Annotated in this window: 20 protein-coding genes and 2 pseudogenes; 14 read left to right on the forward strand and 8 right to left on the reverse strand. The window is 64.1% G+C overall.

Annotation, left to right across the window (positions count from 1 at the left end; genetic code table 11):
• Positions 1 to 122 precede the first annotated feature (122 nt).
• The 7 genes and pseudogenes from NKJ72_RS10005 (at position 123) to NKJ72_RS10035 (ending at position 9,177) form a co-directional block, all read left to right on the forward strand.
• On the forward strand, positions 123 to 1,952 hold the full coding sequence (locus tag NKJ72_RS10005) for a hypothetical protein (RefSeq protein WP_352476883.1): 1,830 nt from the start codon (positions 123 to 125) through the stop codon (positions 1,950 to 1,952).
• A gap of 112 nt (positions 1,953 to 2,064) precedes the next feature.
• Positions 2,065 to 2,577 carry a hypothetical protein gene (locus tag NKJ72_RS10010; protein ID WP_352476884.1) on the forward strand — a complete coding sequence of 171 codons (513 nt, stop codon included), beginning with the start codon at positions 2,065 to 2,067 and terminating at the stop codon, positions 2,575 to 2,577.
• A gap of 274 nt (positions 2,578 to 2,851) precedes the next feature.
• Positions 2,852 to 3,226 (forward strand): hypothetical protein, encoded by a 375-nt coding sequence (locus NKJ72_RS10015; protein ID WP_502901842.1) that lies wholly within the window; start codon positions 2,852 to 2,854, stop codon positions 3,224 to 3,226.
• Between the two features lie 233 nt (positions 3,227 to 3,459).
• Positions 3,460 to 4,086 (forward strand): CDGSH iron-sulfur domain-containing protein, encoded by a 627-nt coding sequence (locus NKJ72_RS10020; RefSeq protein WP_352476885.1) that lies wholly within the window; start codon positions 3,460 to 3,462, stop codon positions 4,084 to 4,086.
• Positions 4,087 to 4,173: 87 nt separating this feature from the next.
• A pseudogene (locus NKJ72_RS10025) lies at positions 4,174 to 4,544 on the forward strand (endonuclease domain-containing protein).
• 169 nt (positions 4,545 to 4,713) lie between these two features.
• Positions 4,714 to 6,741, forward strand: coding sequence for a hydantoinase/oxoprolinase N-terminal domain-containing protein (locus NKJ72_RS10030; protein ID WP_352476886.1), 2,028 nt, complete (start codon positions 4,714 to 4,716; stop codon positions 6,739 to 6,741).
• A gap of 261 nt (positions 6,742 to 7,002) precedes the next feature.
• Complete coding sequence (locus NKJ72_RS10035) at positions 7,003 to 9,177, forward strand: malate synthase G (RefSeq protein WP_352476887.1); 2,175 nt, start codon at positions 7,003 to 7,005, stop codon at positions 9,175 to 9,177.
• Between the two features lie 223 nt (positions 9,178 to 9,400).
• On the opposite strand, the pseudogene NKJ72_RS10040 reads toward NKJ72_RS10035, so the two are convergent.
• The 4 genes and pseudogenes from NKJ72_RS10040 to NKJ72_RS10055 all read right to left on the reverse strand — a co-directional run bounded on the left by NKJ72_RS10040 (position 9,401) and on the right by NKJ72_RS10055 (position 13,643).
• Positions 9,401 to 10,932 (reverse strand): annotated as a pseudogene (locus NKJ72_RS10040) (YifB family Mg chelatase-like AAA ATPase).
• Between the two features lie 162 nt (positions 10,933 to 11,094).
• Positions 11,095 to 12,036, reverse strand: a complete 942-nt coding sequence (gshB, locus tag NKJ72_RS10045; RefSeq protein ID WP_352476888.1) for a glutathione synthase — start codon at positions 12,034 to 12,036, stop codon at positions 11,095 to 11,097.
• A 216-nt stretch (positions 12,037 to 12,252) separates the two neighbouring features.
• A complete protein-coding gene (locus NKJ72_RS10050) occupies positions 12,253 to 12,627 on the reverse strand; it encodes a GtrA family protein (RefSeq protein WP_254815715.1) in 375 nt (124 codons plus the stop codon).
• 8 nt (positions 12,628 to 12,635) lie between these two features.
• Positions 12,636 to 13,643: a glycosyltransferase gene (locus tag NKJ72_RS10055; RefSeq protein WP_352476889.1), complete on the reverse strand. Its 1,008-nt coding sequence runs from the start codon at positions 13,641 to 13,643 to the stop codon at positions 12,636 to 12,638.
• Between the two features lie 128 nt (positions 13,644 to 13,771).
• Between NKJ72_RS10055 and NKJ72_RS10060 the strand changes: the two genes are divergently transcribed.
• The 6 genes from NKJ72_RS10060 (at position 13,772) to NKJ72_RS10085 (ending at position 20,205) form a co-directional block, all read left to right on the forward strand.
• Entirely contained in the window at positions 13,772 to 15,574 is a 1,803-nt protein-coding gene (locus NKJ72_RS10060; RefSeq protein ID WP_352476890.1) for a GtrA family protein, read from the forward strand.
• A gap of 132 nt (positions 15,575 to 15,706) precedes the next feature.
• Positions 15,707 to 16,474 (forward strand): SDR family NAD(P)-dependent oxidoreductase, encoded by a 768-nt coding sequence (locus NKJ72_RS10065; RefSeq protein WP_352476891.1) that lies wholly within the window; start codon positions 15,707 to 15,709, stop codon positions 16,472 to 16,474.
• Complete coding sequence (locus NKJ72_RS10070; protein ID WP_352477096.1) at positions 16,474 to 17,424, forward strand: 2-dehydro-3-deoxygalactonokinase; 951 nt, start codon at positions 16,474 to 16,476, stop codon at positions 17,422 to 17,424. Before NKJ72_RS10065 ends, NKJ72_RS10070 begins: the two co-directional genes overlap by 1 nt.
• On the forward strand, positions 17,421 to 18,059 hold the full coding sequence (locus NKJ72_RS10075; protein WP_352476892.1) for a 2-dehydro-3-deoxy-6-phosphogalactonate aldolase: 639 nt from the start codon (positions 17,421 to 17,423) through the stop codon (positions 18,057 to 18,059). Before NKJ72_RS10070 ends, NKJ72_RS10075 begins: the two co-directional genes overlap by 4 nt.
• Entirely contained in the window at positions 18,059 to 18,940 is an 882-nt protein-coding gene (locus tag NKJ72_RS10080) for an SMP-30/gluconolactonase/LRE family protein (protein ID WP_352476893.1), read from the forward strand. The genes NKJ72_RS10075 and NKJ72_RS10080 overlap by 1 nt, the downstream gene beginning before the upstream one ends.
• Positions 18,941 to 19,146: 206 nt before the next feature.
• Positions 19,147 to 20,205 (forward strand): D-alanine--D-alanine ligase family protein, encoded by a 1,059-nt coding sequence (locus tag NKJ72_RS10085; RefSeq protein WP_352476895.1) that lies wholly within the window; start codon positions 19,147 to 19,149, stop codon positions 20,203 to 20,205.
• On the opposite strand, the gene NKJ72_RS10090 is transcribed toward NKJ72_RS10085, so the two are convergent.
• Genes NKJ72_RS10090 through NKJ72_RS10100 form a run of 3 tightly spaced genes read right to left on the reverse strand, consistent with a single transcriptional unit; the run spans position 20,202 to position 21,823 of the window.
• Complete coding sequence (locus NKJ72_RS10090; RefSeq protein WP_254815722.1) at positions 20,202 to 20,489, reverse strand: DUF1330 domain-containing protein; 288 nt, start codon at positions 20,487 to 20,489, stop codon at positions 20,202 to 20,204. The two genes, NKJ72_RS10085 and NKJ72_RS10090, sit on opposite strands and share 4 nt — an antisense overlap.
• A gap of 27 nt (positions 20,490 to 20,516) precedes the next feature.
• On the reverse strand, positions 20,517 to 21,230 hold the full coding sequence (gene pyrF / locus NKJ72_RS10095) for an orotidine-5'-phosphate decarboxylase (RefSeq protein WP_254815723.1): 714 nt from the start codon (positions 21,228 to 21,230) through the stop codon (positions 20,517 to 20,519).
• Positions 21,227 to 21,823, reverse strand: a complete 597-nt coding sequence (locus NKJ72_RS10100; RefSeq protein ID WP_352476896.1) for an NADPH-dependent FMN reductase — start codon at positions 21,821 to 21,823, stop codon at positions 21,227 to 21,229. Before NKJ72_RS10100 ends, pyrF begins: the two co-directional genes overlap by 4 nt.
• A 252-nt stretch (positions 21,824 to 22,075) precedes the next feature.
• On the opposite strand from NKJ72_RS10100, the gene NKJ72_RS10105 reads away from it, so the two are divergent.
• Complete coding sequence (locus NKJ72_RS10105; RefSeq protein WP_352476897.1) at positions 22,076 to 22,948, forward strand: alpha/beta hydrolase; 873 nt, start codon at positions 22,076 to 22,078, stop codon at positions 22,946 to 22,948.
• Positions 22,949 to 22,974: 26 nt separating this feature from the next.
• Here NKJ72_RS10105 and pmtA read toward each other — a convergent pair whose 3' ends face one another.
• Entirely contained in the window at positions 22,975 to 23,574 is a 600-nt protein-coding gene (pmtA, locus tag NKJ72_RS10110; protein ID WP_352476898.1) for a phospholipid N-methyltransferase PmtA, read from the reverse strand.
• Positions 23,575 to 23,585 lie beyond the last annotated feature (11 nt).

Genomic DNA, 23,585 nt, shown 5'->3' on the forward strand with positions numbered 1-23,585 from the left:
CACCGTTGCCAACGAAAGCTCTAGCCGCAACCTTGTAGGTCTCAGGGGCAACAGTGCCAACAGTATCACCGCCAATTGCTAACATTCCGGATTTTAGAAAGTGGCTGGAGGGAAAGGACCCCGTGTGGGTCCAAACAGTTACTGTCCGTACAGTGCTGAGGATATTTCCACTTTCGGGCGGGCTATTCGAGGGTCGTGGTCAGATTGAGAAAGAGTTAGCGGGCAGGCTTTTTCTCAAAGTTCTCAGAGCAACTACCGAGCAATTCGTCGTCGGAACTGAAATTGCCGCTGAAGGCAACATCCCATTCATGCAGTCCTCCGCAGCTATGGAGGAAGCGACCAGCTATGTTAGCCCAGATGATCAGTTGTATGCTGTGTTTAACGCCATGGAATTGGCGTCGAGAGCAGCAGCATTCTTTGATAAGGAGTCAGCGGTATTTGAAGACGATGATGTGCCGCGCGCAGTAGCGTGGCGCACCGTGGAGCGAGCTATCGCCGCTTGCGGCGGTAAGAACGTTGCCGCCATTTGGCGTGCCCTGTCGAACGATATCAATTACCTTGAACAGTCCCAGCTTGGTTCTATTGGGCTGAGATCCGAGAAGCTGTGGTTGGGCAATACGCCAGATTGGGCATTTTCCGTATATAATTCCTTGGCCCGAAATCTAAGGAGGCAGGGGGAGGGTTGGGAAATTTGGTCGGGATGGTATCGAAGCAGATTGGACGGGCGCCCAAGTTATGGCCTCGGCCCAAGGGAGGGGGAAGCGTTCGATGGCTGGATAGCGACAAGGGGGAGCGAATTTTGGAACCAATCGCCTGTTAACGTAAACTTAGCGGTAGCAGCTTGGGTGGAAGCTCGGCGCACTTTTGAGTTGGATCAAAAGAATCCAACGATAGGTCAATTCATCATCAGATTCTTGGAGGAGCGGAAAGAGCCCGCGTCCATCGGGGAGATTTCAAGGGCCTTTGAGGAGGCTGGGCTTTCAGTTGTGCCGAAAACCGTTCGAGGAGACCTGAGCCGACTAGCCTCAGCGGGGCAAATCCAGCGTGTTGGCAATGGGATCTATCAAGCCGCCAACCAAATCAACGTCGTAGACATCGGGCGGGCCGAGCCCCAAACTCAAGGCGCTATTCAATTTGCTGGACATGAAGATGCTCCGATAGATGTTGTTCCTCGGGGAAGCGCTGGTAAGCTGCGTAACGATGTTAGCGCACAAAAGCGCCACCGTGAGGTCCTTCGGCGTGCCGAAGCGCTGTTGGCGCACTATTCCCGTGCCGAGCAGGGCGGAAATGCATCGTCCGCCGTCGTTGATGAGGTATCACTATTTCGGGATTCGCTTGGCTCGTCCATCGAAGACGTGGACCCGGATCTATTGATTCCGAGAGGTGATGGTCTCCGTCACGACCTTGCAGCACATCAGGGAAGGGACGATTTTTCCAAACTGGCTCCGCTACCCGATGATCTGTTACTTTCGCTTCGTAAGTTGATCTCAGATTACAACAATTTTGTCTCGTTTGATGCGGAACTTGCGCGGCGCGACGAGGCTCTATTAGGCCCTGATGCGAGACGAAAGCTGGTGCCGCCCGCGGAAGGCCAAAAAGTGCTTGAACAGGCTGTACAACTCGGGGCAGCCGCAGCGAATGTAGTGGCGGTCCTTTCTGAAGAAGCAAAAGTCGCTCCAGAAGTGCCCGACCCAGAAAGCCGGCAGTCAAGGAGGTACTCAGAAGGTGCCAAAAACTTTGCTCGAATAGCGATAGAGAGAGCGACAGATTTTGCACGACTGGTTTGGAAACACAAAGGCAAGGCGGTAACAGGCGCGGGGTTTGGCTACTGCGCCGCGCAATGGGTAGTCGGACACGAATCTTGGTTGCTGAAGTACTTCGCGGCAAATCCGACAATGCTGGACGTAATCGCCAAGTTACTGAGGGCCCTGCATGAGTTGCCTCTCACATAGAATCGAGCTGGTAGCGACCTCCGACCGCGTCAAATATCCGCCTCCTTGAGCTCATCCTTTGAGAACGCTTCGCGCTGAAGTATCCTTAGGCGGCTTCGGGGGAGAGATCTCAGTGGGCTCCACTCTGGACATCGTCGCCGCGATCGGCCTGGCCATCGGCGGCGCTCTGGGCCTTGCCGGCACCTTCGTGGAGAGCGCCCCCCTCCGCGAAACACTCTGGACGATCGATGGCGTGGCGGTCGTAGTGGCCGCAGCACTTCTGACGATGAAGTATCAGCGGCAGGGCAATGACTGGGTGGCGGCCGGGTTTCTGACCTTTCTCGCCGGCGAGAGTCTGCTCCTGGCCGGCAATGCCGCAGGCCTCCAGGCCAGCGTACCCTCCTATGTCGGCGGTATCTCGCTTTGGGCGGCTGCGCTTGTCATGGTCAGCGGGCCGAAAACCTTCGCGCTGTGGATGCGGCTTACCGCTGTCGTGGCGGCTTTGCTGTTTGTCGTGTCGGCAGGCCTGATCCTGTGGGGTGCGCCGTTGCTGCCGACCTCGACGCCGCTGCCCGCTGCCGGGTATCCGTTCCTGGTGCTCACATTTATCGGCTGGATATGGACGCTGCTGAAGCCCGGACGTTGAGCCCGGTCGGACCGCCTCCTCTCCGGCCGCTTCGCGGCCACCTCTCCCCCACCTTGTGGGGGCGAGGAACCCAAGCCTTGTGAGGCTTCGGCGATTGGCATTCCCCGCCCCGGGGAGAGGTGGTTTGCGAAGCAAACCGTAGAGGGGTCTTGCTTGGCAACCTCGCGCGTCACGCGGAGCGCAAATGCCGCGATCACCTCTTCCACCCATCCCGCCATCATGCCATGTTCCCCCTCGCGGCCGGGCAGGCCGTGTCGTTCCGGGGGGAATCATCATGTTGTCTTACGCTTTCGCGCGCCGCGCTGCCGCGGCGCTTTGCCTTGCCGCCTTGTTTGCGCCCGTCGCGCATGCCGGCGATGTCACGTTCGAGATCAGGAACAGCCATCCCAACGCCATGCGCGTCGAACTCTACAGCCAGGACCGCGACCATGTCTGGCCGGGCAACAATCAGGATTATTATCTCAACGACGGCGAGACCAAGTCGATCCCGCTGTCCTGCAATGACGGCGAATCGATCTGCTATGGCGCCTGGGTCGATGGCGACGACAGCACCTATTGGGGCGTCGGTCCCGGCAACACGGAAAAATGCGACGATTGCTGCTACACCTGCAGCGGCGGCGAGACCGAGGAAATCGATCTGGTTCCGTAGCGCGCGAATCTCCCCCTCGAGGGGGAGATGGCCGGCAGGCCAGAGGGGGTCGCCGCGCGTGGAGCGCCGGCCTGTTCTGCAGTAGCAGGCCGAGCCCAGTCGAGCCGCCCCCCTCTGTCGCCTTCGGCGACATCTCCCCCTCAAGGGGGGAGATCAGGCGCCCAGCCTCTCAGGCAGCTTGACGCCGTCCCGGCCGCCGCCATAGCGTGACGCCTTCAGCAAGGAGATCACCCATGGCAGGCACGGTCGAAGGCGAAAAAATCGATATCGGCTTTTCCAGGCGCCGCTGCATCCATTCGCGCAATTGCGTGCTGGGCGATCCCCATGTCTTCGTGCCCAATGCGCCCGGCCAATGGATCCACCCCGAGGCGGCCAGCGTCGAGAAGATCGTGGCGCTCGCCGAAGCCTGCCCGTCCGGCGCCATCACCTATATCCGCAAGGATGGCGGGCCGCAGGAGCAGCCGCCGGTGGTTAACACCGTGCGCATCAGGGAGAACGGCCCGCTGGCGGTGCACGCCGAGATCGTGCTTGGCGGCGAGACGTTCTTCCGCGCCACGCTGTGCCGCTGCGGCGCCTCGGAAAACAAGCCGTTCTGCGACGGCAGCCACGCCAAGGCAGGCTTCACCGCCACGGGCGAACCGCCGCTGAAGGACACGCCGGCGCTGGAGGCGCGCAATGGCCCGCTCACCGTGACGCCGACCACCAACGGCCCGCTCAAGCTCGAAGGCAATGTCGAAATCGTCACCGGCACCGGCCACACGGTCGACCGCACCCAACGCACCTTCCTCTGCCGCTGCGGCCATTCCGCCAACAAGCCGTTCTGCGATGGCAGCCACAAGCGCGTGGGGTTTGTGGGGTAGGCGTCAAAGCTGCCAATCTCCCCCCTCGTGGGGGAGATGTCCGGCAGGACAGAGGGGGCGCCGTAGAGCGCCAATTTCAGGAGCACAATGCCTCACACGCCACTGCCTCCAAAACATCGCGCAAACGCCCGATCGATGCGTAAGGTCATGACCTCTGCTGAATTGAAGCTCTGGAACGAGCTTCGCGCGCACCGGCTGATGGGGCTTGGCTTTCGGCGACAACTTCCGATCGCCGGTTACATTGTCGATTTCGCCTGCCCGGAGCAGAAGCTGATCGTCGAGTCGACGGCTGCCAGCATACCGAAGCCGATGCTGGTGCCAGAGACGAAGCAAGGACAGTGCGCCTGGAACGGGACGGCTGGACCGTCCTGCGTTTCTGGAACGATGACATCATCCGCGACATCGACAATGTCTGCCAGCATATCGTGATTGCGGCGGGGCTCGCCGAGGTGCCTTAGATCGTGGCAAGGTCGGCGGGACAGCGCCCCCCTCTGTCCTGCCGGACATCTCCCCCACGAGGGGGGAGATTGGCCGTCACCACGATCATCGCCCGTGGCCCAGCCATCACGGCTTTATCGATCGGCCGGTATCCGCTAAGGGGCGGAGACGAATTCTCCGGACGCAAATATGACCGCCAGGCCCAAACCCTCACCCCTGTTCCTCGGCATCGACACCGGCGGCACCTACACCGACGCGGTGCTGTGGTCGGAGGCCGGCGGCCCAAGCGGCAAAGTGCTGGCCAAGGCCAAGGCGCTGACGACGCGCCACGATCTCGCCGTCGGCATATCGGGCGCGGTCGATGCGGTGCTGCAAAAAGCCGGCACCGACCCGGCGGCGATCAAGCTGGTGTCGATGTCGACGACGCTGGCCACCAATGCGCTGGTCGAGGGCCAGGGCGGGCGCGTAGCACTTGTGATGATCGGCTTTGCCGAAGGCGACCTGGCCCGTGACGGGCTGAAGGCCGCACTTGGCACCGATCCGGTGGTGTTCTGCCCCGGCGGCCACGATGTCCATGGCAATGCGGCAAAGCTCGACCTGTCCGGGCTGGAGGCAGCTTTGCCGGAACTGGAAAAGTCGGTGTCCGGCTTTGCCGTCTGCGCCTATTTCGCCACCCGCAATCCGGCGCACGAGCTAAGCGCGCGGAACCTGATCCGCGACAGGACCGGCCTGCCGGTCACCGCCAGCCACGAGCTGTCGGCCAAGCTCGGCGGCCCGCGCCGGGCGCTGACGACATTGCTCAACGCCAGGCTGATCTCGATGATCGACCGGCTGGTCGCGGCGACCGAAGGCTTTTTGACCGCGCGCAACATCGCCGCTCCGCTGATGGTGGTGCGCGGCGACGGCGCTTTGGTCTCGGCCGCCTTTGCCCGCCAGCGGCCGATCGAGACGATCCTGTCCGGCCCGGCCGCCAGCCTCGTCGGCGCCCGCCACATGACCGGCCTCGACGATGCCGTGGTCTCCGACATCGGCGGCACCACCACCGACGTCGCCGTGCTCGACAAGGGCCGGCCGCGGCTCGATCCGGAAGGCGCCACCGTCGGCGGCTTCCGCACCATGGTCGAAGCCGTCGCCATGCGCACCTTTGGGCTGGGCGGCGATTCCGAAGTGGCGCTGGAGGACGGCGTGCTCAACCCGAAAATCCTGCTCGGGCCGCGCCGCCTGGTGCCGCTGGCGCTGGCCGGCATGATACATGGCGAGGCGGTTACATCAGAGCTGGAACGCCAGCTGCGGGCTCCCAATCCTGGCCGCATGGACGGACGCCTGGCGGTTCGGACCGGGGTGCCGGAGCGGCTCGCAGCCGGACTGACCGGTGCCGAAGCCAAGCTTTACGAACTGATCGGTGCCGTGCCGCAGGCTCTCGACAGATTGCTGACCTCGAATGCCCAGAACGCCACCTTGAACCGGCTGGTGTCGCGTGGGCTGGTGCATGTTGCCGGCTTCACGCCATCGGACGCCGCGCATGTGCTGGGCAGGCAGGCCAATTGGGATGCGGCCGCGGCGCGTCTCGGTGCCGAGCTGTTCGCGCGCAGGCGTGACGGCCGCGGCCAGTTCATCGCCGCCTCGCCGGAGGCGATCTCGGAACGGGTGCTGACCACGCTGACCCGCCTCTCGGCGGAAGTCATCCTCGAGACCGCCTTTGCCGAGGACGGCCTGGATGGCGCTGCGACCGTCGCCCATGCCCTGGTCCAGCGCGCCGTCGACGCGCATCCCGGCATCGCCCGCCTCAGCGTCGCGCTCGACCGTCCGGTCATCGGCCTCGGCGCCTCGGCGCCGCTGCACTATGCCGGGCTGGCCGAGCTGGTAGGCAATCGATGCGTGGTGCCGGAGGATACCGATGTCGCGAATGCGCTCGGCGCCGTCGTCGGCCAGGTCCGGGTCTCGGCCGAGGCGCGGGTCAGCCAGCCCAAGGAAGGCCTGTTCCGCGTCGCCTCAGGCGAAAGCGTACGCGATTTCAACGACGAGGCGGCGGCGATCGCCGCGGCGGAGAAAGATGTGCGGGCGATTGCCGCCGGGCGGGCGAAGGATGCCGGCACCGACAGCGCCGAGATCGAAATCGCCAGCGAGTTCCGCGTCTCCACCGTCGAGGGCCAGCGCATGTTCATCGAGGCGCATGTCGTGGCGGTGGCGTCGGGACGGCCAAGGATTGCGGTGTAGAGGGACCCTCTTCCTTCTCCCCTTGTGGGAGAAGGTGGATCGGTGCGAAGCGCCGAGACGGATGAGGGGTGCTGGAAGGAATGAGACGATGGTGGTTTCTGGAGCACCCCTCATCCGTCGCCTTCGGCGACACCTTCTCCCACAGGGGGGAGAAGGGAAGGCCACCGCCCCAAAACGCCCTACCTTCATCCTAAGCCGAATTGACCCTGCAACCGTGACATGTCAAAGGCCCGGCTTAGCCTTTCGTCTGGAGAAGCCCTGATGACTGATCGCGTCGAGATCGCCGGATTGCGGATTGCCCGCGAGCTTCATGATTTCGTCGTGAACGAGGCGCTGCCGGGCACCGGCATCGAGGCGGAGGCATTCTGGAACGGTTTTTCGGCCATCGTCCATGATCTCTCGCCAAAAAATCGGGCGCTGCTCGCAAAGCGCGACGCCATGCAGGACAAGCTCGACCGCTGGTACCGCGACAATGGCGCCCCCGTCGACATGGAGGCCTACAAGACGTTCCTCCGCGAGATCGGCTATCTCCTGCCCGAGGGGCCGGCCTTCAGCGTGACCACCGAAAATGTCGACCCGGAAATCGCTTTGGTCGCTGGGCCGCAGCTGGTGGTGCCGGTGATGAACGCGCGTTATGCGCTGAACGCCGCCAATGCGCGCTGGGGTTCGCTGTACGATGCGCTCTACGGAACCGATGCCATCCCGGAGGCGGACGGCGCCGAGCGAGGCAACAAATTCAATCCGGCGCGCGGTGCCAAGGTCGTCGCCTGGGTGAAAAGCTTCTTCGACGAGGCGGTGCCGCTCACGACAGGCAAATGGGTCGGCGTCAACGGGCTTGCGGTCGCCAACGGCATGTTGCGGCTGGGCGAGGGTGCCGGCGCCACCACGCTTGCCGACCTCAAACAGTTTGCCGGCTATCGCGGCGATGCCGCCAATCCCGAAGCCGTGCTGCTGGTCAAGAACGGCCTGCACATCGAAATCGTTGTCGACCGCAACAACCAGATCGGCCGCACCGATCCGGCCGGCATTGCCGATGTCGTGCTGGAATCGGCGCTGACCACCATCCAGGACTGCGAGGATTCGGTCGCCGCAGTGGATGCGCAGGATAAGGTGCTGGTCTACCGCAACTGGCTCGGCCTGATGAAGGGCGACTTGGCCGAGGAGATCACCAAGGCCGGCAAGAGCTTTGTCCGCAGGCTCAACCCCGACCGCGCCTATACCGCGCCCGATGGCGGCACGCTGACCTTGCCCGGCCGCTCGCTGATGCTGGTCAGGAATGTCGGCCACCTCATGACCAATCCGGCGATATCGGACCGCGACGGCAACGAGGTGCCGGAAGGCATCATGGATGCGGCGCTGACGGCGCTGGTCGCGCTGCACGACATCGGCCCGAACGGGCGCCGCGCCAATTCTCGCGCGGGCTCCATGTACATAGTAAAGCCCAAGATGCACGGGCCCGACGAAGTTGCCTTCGCCGTCGAGATTTTCGACCGCGTCGAAGCGCTGCTCGGCATGGCCAGGAACACCATCAAGATGGGAATCATGGACGAGGAGCGGCGCACCACCGTTAACCTCAAGGAGGCGATCCGCGCTGCCAGGGACCGCGTCGTCTTCATCAACACCGGCTTCCTCGACCGCACCGGCGACGAGATCCACACCTCAATGGAAGCCGGCCCGATGATCCGCAAGGGCGACATGAAACAGGCCGCCTGGATTGCGGCCTACGAAGCCTGGAACGTCGATACCGGGCTGGAATGCGGGTTGGCCGGCCACGCCCAGATAGGCAAGGGCATGTGGGCGATGCCCGACCTGATGGCGGCAATGCTGGCCGAGAAGATCGCGCACCCCAAGGCCGGCGCCAACACCGCCTGGGTGCCGTCGCCGACGGCGGCAACCCTGCACGCCACGCACTACCACAAGGTCGACGTCCACGCCGTGCAGCAGGCTCTGAAGAGCCGGCCCAAGGCCAGGCTCGACGACATCCTGTCGATACCGGTGGCAAGGCTGCCGAACTGGTCTCAGGAAGATATCCAGAAGGAGCTCGACAACAACGCGCAGGGGATTCTGGGCTATGTCGTGCGCTGGATCGACCAGGGCGTCGGCTGCTCGAAAGTACCAGATATAAACGACGTCGGCCTGATGGAGGACCGCGCCACGCTGCGCATCTCCTCTCAGCACATCGCCAACTGGCTGCATCACCGCGTCTGCACGCCCGAGCAGGTCATGGAGACGATGAAGCGCATGGCGGCTATCGTCGATCGCCAGAACCAAGGCGATCCGCTCTACCGGCCGATGGCGCCGGAATTCGACAAGTCCATCGCCTTCCTCGCCGCCTGCGATCTCGTCTTCAAAGGCCGCGTCCAGCCCAACGGCTACACCGAGCCAGTGCTGCACGCGCGGAGGTTGGAATTGAAGGCGAAAGGGCAGGAGCGATAGTCGCCAGCGTCCCCTCCCCCTCGAGGGGAGGGTGGCCCGAGGGGCCGGGAGGGGTCCTGGGTGCAGTGCGCTGACGCCCATTCTGACGATGCGCCTCGGGAAGAGCACGGCAACGCTCCGCACGCGGATCGGTTTCGAAATACAGCAAGGCCGAGGGTCCCACCACTGACCCCACCCGGCCGCTTCGCGGCCACCCTCCCCTCAAGGGGGAGGGGAGCGTCCCTCACGCCGCCTGCGCCATCCGCTCCGAACTCATGCGGTAGGAAATCGCTTCGGCCAGATGGATGCGGCCGACCGTCTCGCTGGCCTCGAGATCGGCCAGTGTCCGCGCCACCTTCAGGACGCGGTGGTAGGCTCGTGCGGAAAAGCCGAGCTTTTCGCTGGCATCCCTCAGCAGCGACAGGCCGGCGGCATCGGGCATGGCGATCTCCTCGATGACCGACGGCGAGCAATGCGCGTTGGTGGTGGCGGAGGTCGCGCCGAGCCGTTCGAAACGCTCACGCTGGATCGTACGGGCACGGGCGACGCGTAGTGCCACGGCTGCGCTCTTCTCCGCCCGGTCCGGCCGGATCAGATCGCTGGCCGAGACCGCCGGCACCTCGATCCTGAGATCGATGCGATCGAGCAGCGGGCCGGAAATGCGCGCCTGGTAGTCGGTGCGGCAGCGGTCGCCGCGCAGGCAGCGATAGCCCGGCTCGCCGGCCATGCCGCAGCGGCACGGGTTCATCGCCGCGACCAGCTGGATGCGCGCCGGATAGGTGACGCGATGATTGGCGCGCGCGATCATGCAGTCGCCGGTCTCCAGCGGCTGGCGCAGCGCATCGAGCGCCTGCGGCGAGAATTCGGGAAACTCGTCGAGGAACAGCACGCCGTGATGGGCGAGCGAGGCCTCGCCCGGCCGCACGCGCAACCCGCCACCGACCATCGCCGCCATCGAGGCCGAATGATGTGGCGCGCGGAACGGCCGCCGGTCGGTGAGTTTTCCTTCCCCGAGCTCGCCGGCCACCGAGGCGATCATCGAGACTTCGAGCAATTCCCTGGGTGCCAGCGGCGGCAGGATCGACGGCAGCCGCTGCGCCAGCATCGACTTTCCCGACCCCGGCGGCCCGACCATCAAAAGATTGTGGCCGCCGGCGGCCGCCACCTCCAGCGCCCGCTTGGCGGTCTCCTGGCCCTTGATGTCGGCAAGGTCGGGCAGGTCGCGCGCGCGGCATGGATGCCGGCTTCCGGCCGTGACAGAACCTGCGTGCCGCGAAAATGATTGGCGATGGCAATCAGGCTGCGCGGCGCCAATATGTCGAAATCCTTGCCGGCCCAGGCCGCTTCCGGCCCGCAGGCGAACGGGCAGATCAGACCCTTGCCTTCGGCATTGGCGCCGATTGCCGCCGGCAGCGCGCCGGCCACCGCGGCAATGGTTCCGTCGAGCGACAATTCGCCAAGCACGACATAGCCGGCGAGCATGTCGCCCGGAATGGCGCCGAGCGCCGCCATCAGCCCGAGCGCGATCGGCAAATCGTAGTGGCTGCCCTCCTTCGGCAGGTCGGCGGGTGCCAGATTGACGGTGACCTTCTTCGACGGCATCGACAGGCCGGATGCATGAAGTGCTGCCTGCACCCGCTCGCGGCTTTCGGCTACAGCCTTGTCGGCCAGCCCGACGATGTGCATGTTGACCTTGCCCGGCGCGATCATCACCTGCACGTCGACCGGCACGGCCTCGATGCCTTGGAAAGCAACCGTGCGAACCCGCGCCACCATGTCTTCACCCCGGATGCGGCTTTTGCCCCAAGCCTTTGCGATCATGCCGCGAACGGCGTCACCGGAGACAACCACAGATTTCCGGCGAAGGCAAGAACATTTGGGGAACGGCTGAACGCAACGGCTGCGATGGTTTGCAACGCGGCCGCTCGCGAAGCGAGGCTAGCTGCGCTTCTCCTCCACCGCATTCCAGAACAGGCTGGCGATGTCGGCGCCGCCGAAGCGCTGCACTTCGCGTATGCCGGTCGGTGAGGTCACGTTGATCTCGGTCATGTAGTCGCCAATGACGTCGATGCCGACAAGGATGAAGCCGCGCTCCTTCAGCGAGGGGCCGATGCGGGCGCAGATCTCGCGTTCGCGTTCCGTCAGCTCGGTTTTTTCGGCGCGGCCGCCGACATGCATGTTGGAGCGCGAATCGTGCTCGGCCGGCACGCGGTTGATGGCGCCGACAGGCTCGCCGTCGATCAGGATGATGCGCTTGTCGCCAGCCCGCACCTCCTTGAGGTAGCGCTGCACGATGTAGGGTTCGCGGAACATCTGGCCGAACATTTCGAGCAGCGAGGCGAGGTTGCGATCGGCCTCATGCAGGTGGAAGATGCCGGCGCCGCCATTGCCGTAGAGCGGCTTGACGATGATGTCGCCGAACTCCTTGCGGAAGGCGGCGACCTCGAGCGGATCCTTGGTGATCAGCGTATCCGGCATCAGGTCGGGAAATTCGGTGACGAAGATCTTTTCCGGGCTGTTGCGCACCCAGGCCGGGTCGTTGACCACCAGCGTCTTCGGATGGATGCGCTCGAGGATATGCGTGGTGGTGATGTAGTTCATGTCGAAGGGCGGATCCTGCCGCAAAAGGATGACGTCCATCTCCGATAGGTCGGTGCGGACTTCTTCGCCTAGCGAATAATGATTGCCCTTCTCGTCGCGGACCTGCATCGCCTCGATACGGGCAAACACCTTGCCATCGCGCAGCGACAGCCGGTTGGGCGTGTAGTGGAACAGCTGGTGCCCGCGCCGCTGCGCTTCCAGCGACAGCGCAAACGACGTGTCGCCGGCAATCGACACGGTGGAGATATGGTCCATCTGGACGGCGACTTTCAGGGGCATGGCAGCTCTCCGGCGCACTTGGGGCGATCCACTTGGATGCACAAAGTACGCTCCAACACTTTGAATCCATGCATCGTGTTTTCCGAAAATCGATTCCGATTTTTCGGGCCGATGCACCGACGAGAGCGATATAAGGAAATCGGCGGCCTCTGCCAATCGGCCAAGGTCATGATGAGGCTGCGCTTCGCTTGGCGCAGACCCCAATGCGATGTGCCTTCAGCGGTCGAAGACCAGCTTGGAATAGCCGAGGAAGGACAGCGCCATGGCAACCAGTGAGGCGACCGCAAGGGCGGCGAGCGGCGGCACCATCGGCAGCGCGAACAGCATGGCGCAATAGACGAGATAATTGACGAGGCTGGTGGCAATGCCGACGCCGCCATAGCGTGCGCTCTCTTGCGCGACGCCGCGGCTGGAAGGCGAGAAGGTCAAATGGCGGTTGATCAGCCAGGTGACGGACAGGGCAAAACCGATCGAGATGATGCGAGCCGCGAAGGGTCCGAGCGGCGCTATCGCCAACACCAGCCAAAGCGCCGCCGCGTCGGCGACGAAGCCGATGCCGCCGGCGACAATGAAGCGGGCGAGGCGTCCCATTTAGGGCTCTAAGCCGCCCGCGGGGTCTTGCGCGGTCCGGTCTTCAGAGTCGCGAGCGCACTTGCGCGTTCGCGTTCGATGCGGCCGGAAGGCATCGACAGATAGAAGATGCGCTTCTGCTCGGCCCGGCCGCGCGACACCGAATCGAGGATTACCCCGGTCACCGCCGCCAGCATCGACAGCAGCAGCAGCCCGACCGACAGCACCCACGTCGGCATGCGCGGCACCAGCCCGGTTTCGGCGAACTCGATCAGCACCGGCGCCATCAGAAACAGGCTTGATGCCAGGAAGAACACCGAAAAAGCGCCGAAGAAACGCAGCGGCTGCGTCTCCTTCATCAGCATGGCGAACATCCACAGGATCTTCGCGCCGTCGCGAAAGGTCGATAGCTTCGACGAGGAGCCTTCCGGCCGTCGGCCATAGTCGAGCCCGATCTCGCTGACCGGCAGTTTGAGTTGCGAGGCGTGCACCGACATTTCGGTCTCGATCTCGAAGCCGCTGGAAACCGCGGGAAAGCTCTTGACGAAGCGCCGAGTGAAGGCGCGGTAGCCGGAGAAGATATCGGTGAAGTCGGAACCGAACAGCCGCTTGTAGAGGCTGTTGAAGATGCGGTTGCCGAAGGCATGACCGGTCCTGCCGCCATCGTCGGTGACGCCGCGCCTGGTGCCCACCACCATGTCGGAGCGCTCGGTCAGCAGCGTGTTGATCAGTTGCGGCGCGTCCTCCGGCGTATAGGTGCCGTCGCCGTCGGCCATCAGGTAGATGTCGGCCTCGATGTCGGCGAACATGCGGCGCACGACATTGCCTTTGCCCTGGCGCGGCTCGCGCACCACGATGGCGCCGGCGGCGCGGGCTCGGAGCGCCGTCAGGTCGCGCGAATTGTTGTCGTAGACATAGATCGCGGCGGCAGGCAGCGTTTCGCGAAAGCGCCGCACCACTTCGCCGATCGTCAGCTCCTCATTGTAGCAGGGCAGCAGCACGGCGATGCTCGGCTCATGGCGCACGTCTTGTGGCATTTTCGTCTCCGGATGCCCCGTGAGGCCCCTGACCGCGCAAACGCCGGCCTCGCTCGGGCGGCTTTACTATTTATTGAAGCTGTTAAGGCTAGGTTTAAGCCGCCCCGTATTCCTCCAAAGGTCCTGATATGAGCACAGCCGACGATGGCGCCTCCATTTGGAGGTCCGATATCGCGCTGGCGCTGCTTGCCACGGTGCTGGCACTTGCCGTCAATGCCTTTGCCGGCTTCCCGGCACTGACCAATGCCGGCGGCGACAACGACAATCTGCTGCGCCTCGTCGAAGTTCGCGACATGCTCGCCGGCCAAAGCTGGTTCGATCTCCACCAGTACAGGATGGGCCTGGAAGGCGGCTTCGTCATGCATTGGTCGCGGCTGGTCGATGCGCCGATCGCCGCCATCATCATCGCCGTATCGGCCCTGACCGGCAGCGCGGCGCTTGCCGAGAATGTCGCGCAAGTGCTGTGGCCGGCGCTGCTCTTCTGCCTGACCGTATTTTTCACCGCCCGCGCCGCACGCAGCTTTGCCGGTCACGGCGCTGTGCTGCCGGCTGTCGTCGTCGGCGCCGCCGCACTGCATTTCCTCGGCATTTTTTCGCCTGGCGCGCTCGATCACCACAATATCCAGCTGATGCTGAGCATGGCCAGCCTGAGCTTGTTGCTTGAAGCGCCATTGCGCAAGGCGGCGGCATTGCTCTCCGGCCTATGCGCCGGGCTGATGCTGGCCATCGGTATGGAAACCGCGCCATACGTTGCCACCATCGGCGCCTATGTCGCCATGCTGTTTGCCCTCGACGTCAATGGCGAGAGGTCGATCGCCAGGGATTTCGGCCTCGGCTTTGCCGGCATCTCCGCCCTCGTTTTTGTCGTCACCATTCCGTGGTCCGCTTGGGGTCAGGCGCAATGCGACGCCTTCTCGGCCGTGCAGTTCGTCGTCGCAGCGATTGCCGGAACCGGCCTTGCAACCATAGCGTCGATCGAGCCGGCCGGCCGCACGCGCCAACGGCGCATCGCCTCACTTGGCCTGCTCGCCATGCTATTGGGCGCTGTCGTCGTCTTGTTGTTCCCACAATGCCTGGCAGCGCCCTACGCCAACCTCGATCCGCGCCTCAAGGAGCTGTGGCTTGATCACATCGACGAGGCGCAGTCGCTGTTCAAGCTGCTCGCTGAAGATCCGGCCGGGGTGGTGGCGCGCTATGCCACGCCGCTCATTGCGCTCGTGCTGATGGCGCTTCGCCTTGGCCGCGGTGGCTGGCGGCGGCAGGACAGCCTTGTCGGCGCGCTGCTTGTCGTGGCCTTCATCGTCAGCGCCTGGCAGGTACGCGGTTCGACATTCTCGATCGCCTTCGCCGTCATTCCGCTTGCCGCCTGGATTGCCAAATGGCGTCAACGGGCCGAGGCCAGCGCGTCGCGCGGTGTGGCGCTGCGCATGGCTGCCGTCTGGCTGGTTTCGGTGAATGCGGTCTGGACTGGGGCTGCCGCGGCGACCTCGGTAGCCTTCGAAGACAGCAACACCACGGCGGATAATGGCGACGGCACCGATGTCGCTTGCCAGCGCAAGGCCTCCTTTGCGGCGCTCGGCCGCCTGCCCGGCACCACCGTGCTGGCAATTTCCAATCTCGGATCGCCTATCCTGGCCTATTCCGGACATCGCGTCTTCGCCGGGCCTTATCATCGCAATGTCGCCGGCAACCTGCTGGCGCTCGATGCCTTCCTTGGGTCCGATGCCGATGCCAAGACGGTCGTCGCGGATCATAACGTCGGCCTCGTCGCGCTGTGCCCCGGCAGCGCCGAAAGCAAGCTCCTCGCCGCCAAGGCGCCGGCAGGCTTTCTTGCCGGGCTGATGCGCGGCAGCGTGCCGGAATGGCTTGCGCCGGTTGCCGGGACCAGTGGAGCCGCCGTCGAATTGTACCGCGTCCGGCTGGGCGGCTGATCGATCGGCGGCGCGTGCGGCCTTTTGTCGGACATAAGTCGCGCCAATCCACTCTTTCGCCCTTGCCCGCCCGACACGGCTGGATAGGATGCGCGCCGGCCGACCGAGATCATTGGACCGGGAGAGAATTTCATGATGCCATCGGCACGCTTTGCCGACCTCGAAGGCGCTTCGGTGCTGATCACCGGCGGCGGCTCCGGCATTGGTGCTGCCTTGACCGAAGGTTTTGTCCGCCAGGGGGCAAAGGTCGCCTTTATCGATATCGCCGACCGTCCGAGCCTGGCGCTGGCCGATCGGTTGGACAAGGAGCTCGGCCGGCGGCCGTTCTATCTCAAGACCGACATACGCGACATCGAGGCATTGCGGGTATCAATCGCCAAAGCCGCCGAGGCGCATGGCGACGTGACCGTGCTGGTCAACAATGCCGCTCAGGATGACCGTCATGCCGTCGAAGACGTCACGGTCGAGTTCTGGGACAACAACCATGCCATCAACCTGCGCCCGCATTTCTTCAGCGCACAGGCGGTGGCGCCAGGCATGAAGCGGGCCGGTGGCGGCTCGATAATCAATTTCACCTCGACCTCGTTTCTCATTAACCATCCCGATATGCCGGCCTATACCGCCGCCAAGGCCGGCATCGTCGGCCTCACCAAGGGTCTCGCCGGCAAGCTTGGTGCCGACGGCATTCGCGTCAACGCGATCGCGCCCGGCTGGGTAATCACCGAGCGGCAGAGAAAGCTCTGGGTCACCGAAGAGGCGCTCGCCGCCCACGTCGCCAAGCAGTGCATCAAGCGTGTGATGCAGCCGGAAGACATTGTCGGCACCGTGCTGTTCCTGGCGTCGGATGCTTCACGCATGCTGACCGCGCAGATGCTGATCGTCGACGGGGGGTTCCTGTGATCTCACCGAGCAAGGCAGCTTCCGTCGCGGCCGTCGACTGGGGCACCACGCGCATGAGGGTATGGCTGCTCGACGGCACCGGCGACGTTCTCGCCGAGCGGCGCGGCGATGACGGACTGATCACCGCTCAGGCTAAAGGGTTTTCGTCCATTCTCGAAGGGCATCTGGCCGCCATGGGCGCACCCGAAAACCTGCCGGTCATCATTTGCGGCATGGCCGGCTCGCGCCAGGGCTGGCTGGAGGCGCCCTATGTCAGCGTTCCCACGCCAATCGGCGCTATCCTGGCCGACGCTGCCCGCATCCCCGGCCAGCGCCGCGATATCCGCATCGTGCCCGGCCTTGCCCAACGCCTCGCCGATGCACCTGACGTCATGCGCGGTGAGGAAACGCAGCTTGCCGGAGCCGGTTTGCCGGCAAAGGGACGTCACCTCGTCTGCATGCCCGGCACCCATTCGAAATGGGTGCTGGTCGAGGACGGCTCCGTTGCCGGGTTCGGCACCTGGCCGACCGGCGAGCTGTTTTCGGTGCTCGCCGCGCACTCGATCCTGCGCCATTCGCTGGGCGAGCCGCCGCAGCCGGTTGCCGCCGAAAGTCCGTTTTTTCGGGACTGGTGCCTGAAGGCGTTGGCCGAAGGCGGTGACGTCGTTTCAAGTTTGTTCTCGATCCGCGCCGCCAGCCTGCTGCAGGACCTGAAGCCCGAAGGTGCCGCAGCCTGCCTGTCCGGCCTGCTGATCGGCGGCGAGATCGCTTCGGCAAATCGCCGTTATGAAGCAAGCGCTGTGCCCGTCGTGCTGATCGCGTCGGGCGCACTCGGCACGCTCTATGCCGAGGCGCTCGGCCTTGCCGGGCTCGCTTTCAGGGCCGTCGACGCCGACGAGGCGGTGCGTGCCGGCCTCGCCGAAGCCGCGCGCGAAAATGGCATGATCGCCAAAAATGGAGTTGTCGCATGACCGAAACCGCACCTTTTCCAAAGCTCGAGCGGGGTCTGGTCGCGATCCTGCGCGGCCTGAAGCCAGGCGAGGCGGTGGCGATCGGCCAGGCGATCTTCGGCGCCGGCATTGAAGCGATCGAGGTGCCGCTCAACTCGCCCGAGCCCTTTGCCTCCATCGCCAGCATTGTCGAAGCGCTTCCTCCGACAGCTCTGGTCGGCGCCGGCACGGTGCTCACCGCCGCCGATGTCGACGGTCTGCACAAAGCCGGCGGGCGGCTGCTGGTCAGCCCCAATATCGATGCCGAGGTCATGGGCCCTGCCATGCAGTACGGTATGGTGACGATGCCCGGCGTGTTCACGCCAACCGAGGCATTCCAGGCCATCCGGCTCGGTGCTTCGGCACTGAAATTCTTCCCGGCGAGCGTGCTTGGCGCGGCAGGCATTTCGGCGATGCGCGCGGTGCTGCCGGCCAATGTGCTGGTCGGCGCCGTCGGCGGCGTTTCAGACAAGGATTTTGCCGGCTACAAGGCAGCCGGCGTCAGCGTCTTCGGTCTTGGCTCCAGCCTGTTCAAGCCGGGAATGAGCGTCGACGAAGTGGCAGCACGGGCGAAAGCCGCAGTTCAGGCCTGGGACGCGGCGTTTGGAGTGGCATGATGAGCGAGACCATCGTTTCGGTTTTTTCCGACCACGTCTGCCAACTCGGCGAGGGACCAAGCTATGACCCCGCCACCGACACGCTCTACTGGTTCGACATCGTCAACGGCCAGCTCCTGGAAAAGCGTTTGTCCGGCGGTGCGGTCAAGATCCACGAGCTCCACCAGATGGCCAGTGCGATTGCCGTCATCGACGACCGGCGTCAGCTGATCGCCACGGAAACCGGCCTGCATGTCCGCGACGTCGCGACCGGCAAGCTGACGCTGCACACGCCGATCGAGGCCGACAATCCGCTCACCCGCTCGAACGATTCACGCGTTCACCCTTGCGGCGCCCTCTGGGTCGGCACCATGGGCAAGGGCGAGGAGAAGGCCGCCGGTTCGATCTACTGGTTCTTCAAGGGCGAGCTGCGCCGGCTCTATGCGGATATCACGGTGCCCAATTCGATCTGCTTTTCCGAAGATGGGACCATCGCCTATTACACCGACACCAGCACCGGGCTGTTGATGCGCGTCGGCTGCGATCCGGCGACCGGCCTGCCGGTTGGCGAACCGAAGGTCTTCGTCGACCACCGTTCGGCCAAGGGCTATATCGATGGTTCGGTGCTCGACCGCGACGGCATATTGTGGAACGCCTGCTGGGGCGGCAGCGTCGTCGAAGCCTATGGGCCCGACGGCAAACTTGTCCGTTCGGTGGCGATGCCGGTCACGCAACCGTCCTGTCCGGCTTTTGTCGGCGGGAATGCCGACCGGCTCGCGGTCACCTCCGCCTGGTCGGGCAAGAGCGAGAAGCAGCGCCTGCTCGACCCGCAAGCCGGCATGACGTTTATGCTCGACATTCCGGTCAATGGTCGCTTCGAGCCGCGCGTGTTGATTGCCTGAGAGCAGTTGCTGTCGTGCGGGCACCCGGCTGACGTCGATTCCGCGAAAGCCGAATGCGCTCGCCGTGCGATGCTAGAACGGTTCATCGTTTCGCGGGAACGCTGAACCGCTCTATCTCTTTGTTTGAAGCAATTCCGGACGGAAAACCGTTTCACACTTTTCCTGGAATTGCTCTAGCAATCGTGCTGCCGGGAAATCGTTCAGTCATGTCAAGCCGCAAGCCGAAGCTGATCCTTGTCTACGAGCCGGAACAGGCCTGTTTCGATCGGCTGGTCACCGACAATCATGTGCCGGAGCGTGCCGCCGAAATCGCCTCCTACCTGGCGCAATCGACCGACATCGCTGCTGAATTCGACGCACTTGCCGCCGCTTGCCAAACGCGCGGCTTGTCGTTTGCGCCGGTGGCGCTCGACGACGCCGCAAGCGTTCTCGCCGGCGAAGTTCCGAAGACCTCGCTTGTCTGGACGTTGACCGACGGCATTGCCTATTTCCGCGGCGGCGCGGCACCGGCTCTGGCACGGCTGAATGGCTTCGACGCGATCGGCGCCGACGATGCGTTGTTCGCGCTCTGCCAAGACAAGTTCCGGTCCGGCGCCGTGCTCGGCGCGCTTGGCCTGCCGGTGCCGCAGGCGGGCCTTGCCCGTGACGGTGCGTGGCTGGTCGCGCCGCCGGCCTCGCCGGCCGGCTGGTTCGTCAAGCCGAACCGGCTCGGCGCCAAGATCGGCATCTGGCCGGATTCGCGCTGTCACGATCTCGGCCACGCGCTAAAGCTTAGCCGGCGCGTATTCGCCGCCTATCGCGACGATGTCGTCGTCCAGCCCTATGTCCCCGGACGCAATGTGCGGGCCAGCTTTCTCGGCCTGAAGCCGGATACCGGCATTGAGGCGCTCGGCGTCGCCTTTGTCGATTCGGGCGGCGATTTCCAAACCATGCAGGACAGCTTGGCGCTTTACGGCAATACCGGCGAAGCGGCCAAAGCCACGGGAAATTACGCCGAGCCGTTGCTGCTTCCCGTTGGCGCCAGCCAGCCTCGAGCCGATGCAAGAATCCGTCGCATCGCCGAAAGCCTGATGGTCGGGCTTGGCCTGCGGGACGTCTTTTCCATCGACTTCCGGGTCGAAGCCGACGACAGCGTGCATGTCATCGAGTTCGAGGTCTGCCCGGGCCTGCCTTGCTTCGATTTTCGCGATTACTGTCGCAAGCAATGGGGCCTGAGCCTCGCCGATGCGATGGCGGAGGCAGCGGCGAACCGGCTTCGCGCCTAAATCCCCTCGACCAGGACGATTTCGCCATCGGCCACCTTCTGGCGGATCGCGACGGCGCGCTGGTATTCGGGCGAGTGGTAGCAGTCATGCGCCACCGCAAGCGACGGAAATTCGATGATCACGTTGCGGTCGCGGCCCGGTCCCTCTGCCTTCTCATGCGCGCCGCCGCGCGCCAGGAACTTGGCGCCGAAGCGGTCGAAGGCCAGCTTGGCGGCTGCGACATAGTCTTTGTAGCCTTCCGCATCGCGCACATCGACGCGAGCGATCCAGTATCCCTTGGGCATGGTATTTCTCCGGGTTAATTCCTGGCATCAGGCCGAGCGCATTTCATCGAGAATGGCTTCCGCCGCCGCCCGCCTGTCGGTGGCGCCGACGATCGGCCGGCCAACGACGAGATGGCTGGAGCCGTTGCGGATCGCCTGCGCCGGCGTCACCACGCGTTTCTGGTCGCCATGGTCGCTGCCCTTCGGTCGGATTCCCGGCGTCACTACCGCCAGATCGGGGCCGACGATGCGGCGTACCGCCTCCGCTTCCTCGGCCGAACAGACGATGCCGCCCATGCCGGCATGCAGCGCCTGCTCGGAGCGCCTCAGCACCAGCGTATGCGGGTCATACTCATAGCCGGCGTCGATCACGTCTTGCTCGTCCATCGAGGTCAGCACGGTAACCCCGAGCAGGCAAAGGTCGCTGCCCCTGGCAGCCTCGACCGCCGCCTTCATCGTCTTCGGATAGGCGTGGATGGTCAGCATGCTCATGCCCATCCTGACGATGTTGTCGACCCCCTTGGCAACGGTGTTATCGATGTCGAGCAGCTTCATGTCGAGAAAGATCCTGGTGCCGCCGCTGGCCAGCTCGCGGGCGAAGTCGAGCCCGCCGGCAAAGGCGAGCTGGTAGCCGATCTTGTAGAAGGAGACGATCCCGTCGAGCTCGCGCACCGCCTTCTCGGCTTCCCTCAGCGTCGGCAGGTCGAGGCCGACGATCAGCCTTTCCTGAATTGTGTCGGCACGCGCGGCGTCCGGGATCATGCCTCGATCCGCGTCGACAGCATGCGCGAGGTTTCGATCAGCGTTCGGCATAGGTGCTCCATCGATTGGCGTAGTCTTTCGTCCCGGAAGTTGCCTTCGTCGTCGAAGGCGCTACCGCCCTCCGGCACCGAACACTCCGGTGTTACCACCTCCATCCGGCAGCGCACCAGCACAGCGCGCAGATGGTTGATGCAGCGTATCCCTGCAAAGGGTCCGCTGGAAGACGAGCACAGGCCGGCGACCTTGCCGGCAAGCGGCCTGAACGTCCGGCCCCCATCCTTGCGCAGTTGGCTCACCCAGTCGATGGTGTTCTTGAGCAGCGGCGGAATGGAGCCGTTATATTCGGGCGTCGCGATCAGCAGGCCGTCATGGGCGGCGATCATCCGGCCGAGGCTGACGGCGTTTTCGGGAATGCCTTCGTCCTTTTCCAGATCCTGGTCGAGGATCGGCAACGGATAGTCGGCGAGCGAGATGCGGGTCACCTCCGCGCCCTGCATGGCAAGTTCCTTCTGCGCCACGTCGGCAGTCCTGCCGCTATAGGCACCGCTGCGCACCGAACCGGCGACGACGAGAATTTTCGGGACGATCGGCATCGCAATCCCTTGCTGTGGCGGCAGCTATAGGCGATGCGTGGGATGAATCAATAGCCGAGATTGCGGCACGCATTTAGCCTTGGCCGCTTTGGCGACCGGCGCCAGCGGATAGGGCGGGACCTCGTGGGATTGAAATGGGTTGGCTATGGTCTTGTCGCTCTCGCGGTGGCTGCTGCCGTCGGCTACGCCGCTTTCGTCCTTAGCCCGTGGCCTTCGGTCCTTCTAATCCGTTACGCTTTTCACAAGGATGCAGTGGCAAAGAACCGCGCGCTTGAAAAGCACGTGCCCGCCAATGTCGGCGAACTGCGCGACGAGCGCTATGGCGAGGACCCCGACGAGACCCTTGACGTCTTCTTTCCCTTGGACGCTCAGGCAAAGGCGTTGCCGACGGTGGTCTGGGTGCATGGCGGCGGCTTCGTTGCCGGAAACAAGGCCGACATCTCGGCATATATGAAAATACTGGCCGGGCGGGGCTACGTCACTGTCTCGGTCGGCTATTCCATCGCCCCTGGCGCCCGCTATCCGACGCCAGTCCTCCAGGCCAACAAGGCGCTTGCCTTTCTTTCCGGCAATGCCGGCCGCTACCGCATCGATCGCAACAGACTTTTTCTCGCCGGCGACTCCGCCGGCTCGCAGATCGTCGCTCAACTGGCTGCCACGATCAGCAATCCCGCCTATGCCGCCATGATGGACGTCGATCCGGGCATAGAGCGCGCGCAACTGAAAGGCGTTGCACTGTTCTGCGGCATTTACGATCCCGCGATGATCTCGCCCGAAGGGCCTTTCGCCGGCTTCAACAGGACCGTCATGTGGTCGTATCTCGGCGTGAAGCGGCTGGACGACGACCCGCGCATTGCCGAATTTTCAGTCGACAGGCACCTGACGCCGCAATTTCCGCCGGCATTCGTCTCGGTCGGCAATGCCGATCCGCTGGCGCCGCAGTCGCGTCTGATCGCGCGCGCGATCACGGCGCAAGGCATTGCGGTCGACATGCTGTTCTTTCCGGACGACTACAGTCCGGCCCTGCCGCATGAATATCAGTTCGATCTCGACGGCAAGGCGGGAGAGCAGGCGTTCGAAAGGCTGACGGCATTCCTGGACCGATTGGCCAACCAGCCGCAATGACCGGCATCGGGAACTCCGATATGCGTTCAGCCGCGCCGATAGATCCAAAGCTGCGTCGGCGGAATGTTGCGGATGACGAAATGGAAATGCTCGACCGTATAGTCGCCGCGGCCGGGCGGGATCGGCGACAGCGGCCCGTAAGTTAGTTGCACGATCGGCCGGCCCGCCGGGATACGGTCGAGCAGGCTCTCGACATAGGCGATGCGCTGGGCGACCGGAAAGTTGAGCAGCGGCACGCCCGATATCACCGAATCGAAGATCAGGTCGCGCTTGTCGCCAAGCGTCGCGTCGAGATTGAAGGCGTCGCCCTCGATGACGTTGACGCCTGGATAAAGCTGACGCAGATGGCGCACGAAATCAGTGGAATATTCGACCGCGTAGAGATTTTCAGGCTTTATGCCCTGGGCGAGGATGGCGCGCGTGATGACGCCTGTGCCGGGCCCGACCTCGAGCACCGGCAAGCCGGATTTCGGATCGACGATCGAGGCCATCTTGCGCGCGGTGACGGAACTGGTCGGGACGATCGAACCGACCGCCTTCGGCTTGTCGATCCAGCCCTTGAAGAACTTCAACTCGTCGTCGAACTTTTCCGCCAGCGTCTTTCGCAGTCCGGGACTACGCGTCATCGAAAGTCCTC

The sequence above is a fragment of the Mesorhizobium sp. M0045 genome, assembly GCF_040323385.1.
Classification (GTDB): Bacteria; Pseudomonadota; Alphaproteobacteria; order Rhizobiales; family Rhizobiaceae; genus Mesorhizobium.

Bases quoted from the DNA above. Each gene is read 5' to 3' on its own strand.
- NKJ72_RS10035 (WP_352476887.1), top strand. From the start codon at position 7,003: ATGACTGATCGCGTCGAGATCGCCGGATTGCGGATTGCCCGCGAGCTT.
- NKJ72_RS10100 (WP_352476896.1), bottom strand. From the start codon at position 21,823: ATGCCGATCGTCCCGAAAATTCTCGTCGTCGCCGGTTCGGTGCGCAGC.
- NKJ72_RS10090 (WP_254815722.1), bottom strand. From the start codon at position 20,489: ATGCCCAAGGGATACTGGATCGCTCGCGTCGATGTGCGCGATGCGGAA.
- pyrF (WP_254815723.1), bottom strand. From the start codon at position 21,230: ATGATCCCGGACGCCGCGCGTGCCGACACAATTCAGGAAAGGCTGATC.
- NKJ72_RS10065 (WP_352476891.1), top strand. From the start codon at position 15,707: ATGATGCCATCGGCACGCTTTGCCGACCTCGAAGGCGCTTCGGTGCTG.
- NKJ72_RS10085 (WP_352476895.1), top strand. From the start codon at position 19,147: ATGTCAAGCCGCAAGCCGAAGCTGATCCTTGTCTACGAGCCGGAACAG.
- NKJ72_RS10055 (WP_352476889.1), bottom strand. From the start codon at position 13,643: ATGCCACAAGACGTGCGCCATGAGCCGAGCATCGCCGTGCTGCTGCCC.
- NKJ72_RS10075 (WP_352476892.1), top strand. From the start codon at position 17,421: ATGACCGAAACCGCACCTTTTCCAAAGCTCGAGCGGGGTCTGGTCGCG.
- NKJ72_RS10015 (WP_502901842.1), top strand. From the start codon at position 2,852: ATGTTGTCTTACGCTTTCGCGCGCCGCGCTGCCGCGGCGCTTTGCCTT.
- NKJ72_RS10050 (WP_254815715.1), bottom strand. From the start codon at position 12,627: ATGGGACGCCTCGCCCGCTTCATTGTCGCCGGCGGCATCGGCTTCGTC.
- NKJ72_RS10030 (WP_352476886.1), top strand. From the start codon at position 4,714: ATGACCGCCAGGCCCAAACCCTCACCCCTGTTCCTCGGCATCGACACC.
- NKJ72_RS10020 (WP_352476885.1), top strand. From the start codon at position 3,460: ATGGCAGGCACGGTCGAAGGCGAAAAAATCGATATCGGCTTTTCCAGG.
- pmtA (WP_352476898.1), bottom strand. From the start codon at position 23,574: ATGACGCGTAGTCCCGGACTGCGAAAGACGCTGGCGGAAAAGTTCGAC.
- NKJ72_RS10080 (WP_352476893.1), top strand. From the start codon at position 18,059: ATGAGCGAGACCATCGTTTCGGTTTTTTCCGACCACGTCTGCCAACTC.
- gshB (WP_352476888.1), bottom strand. From the start codon at position 12,036: ATGCCCCTGAAAGTCGCCGTCCAGATGGACCATATCTCCACCGTGTCG.
- NKJ72_RS10060 (WP_352476890.1), top strand. From the start codon at position 13,772: ATGAGCACAGCCGACGATGGCGCCTCCATTTGGAGGTCCGATATCGCG.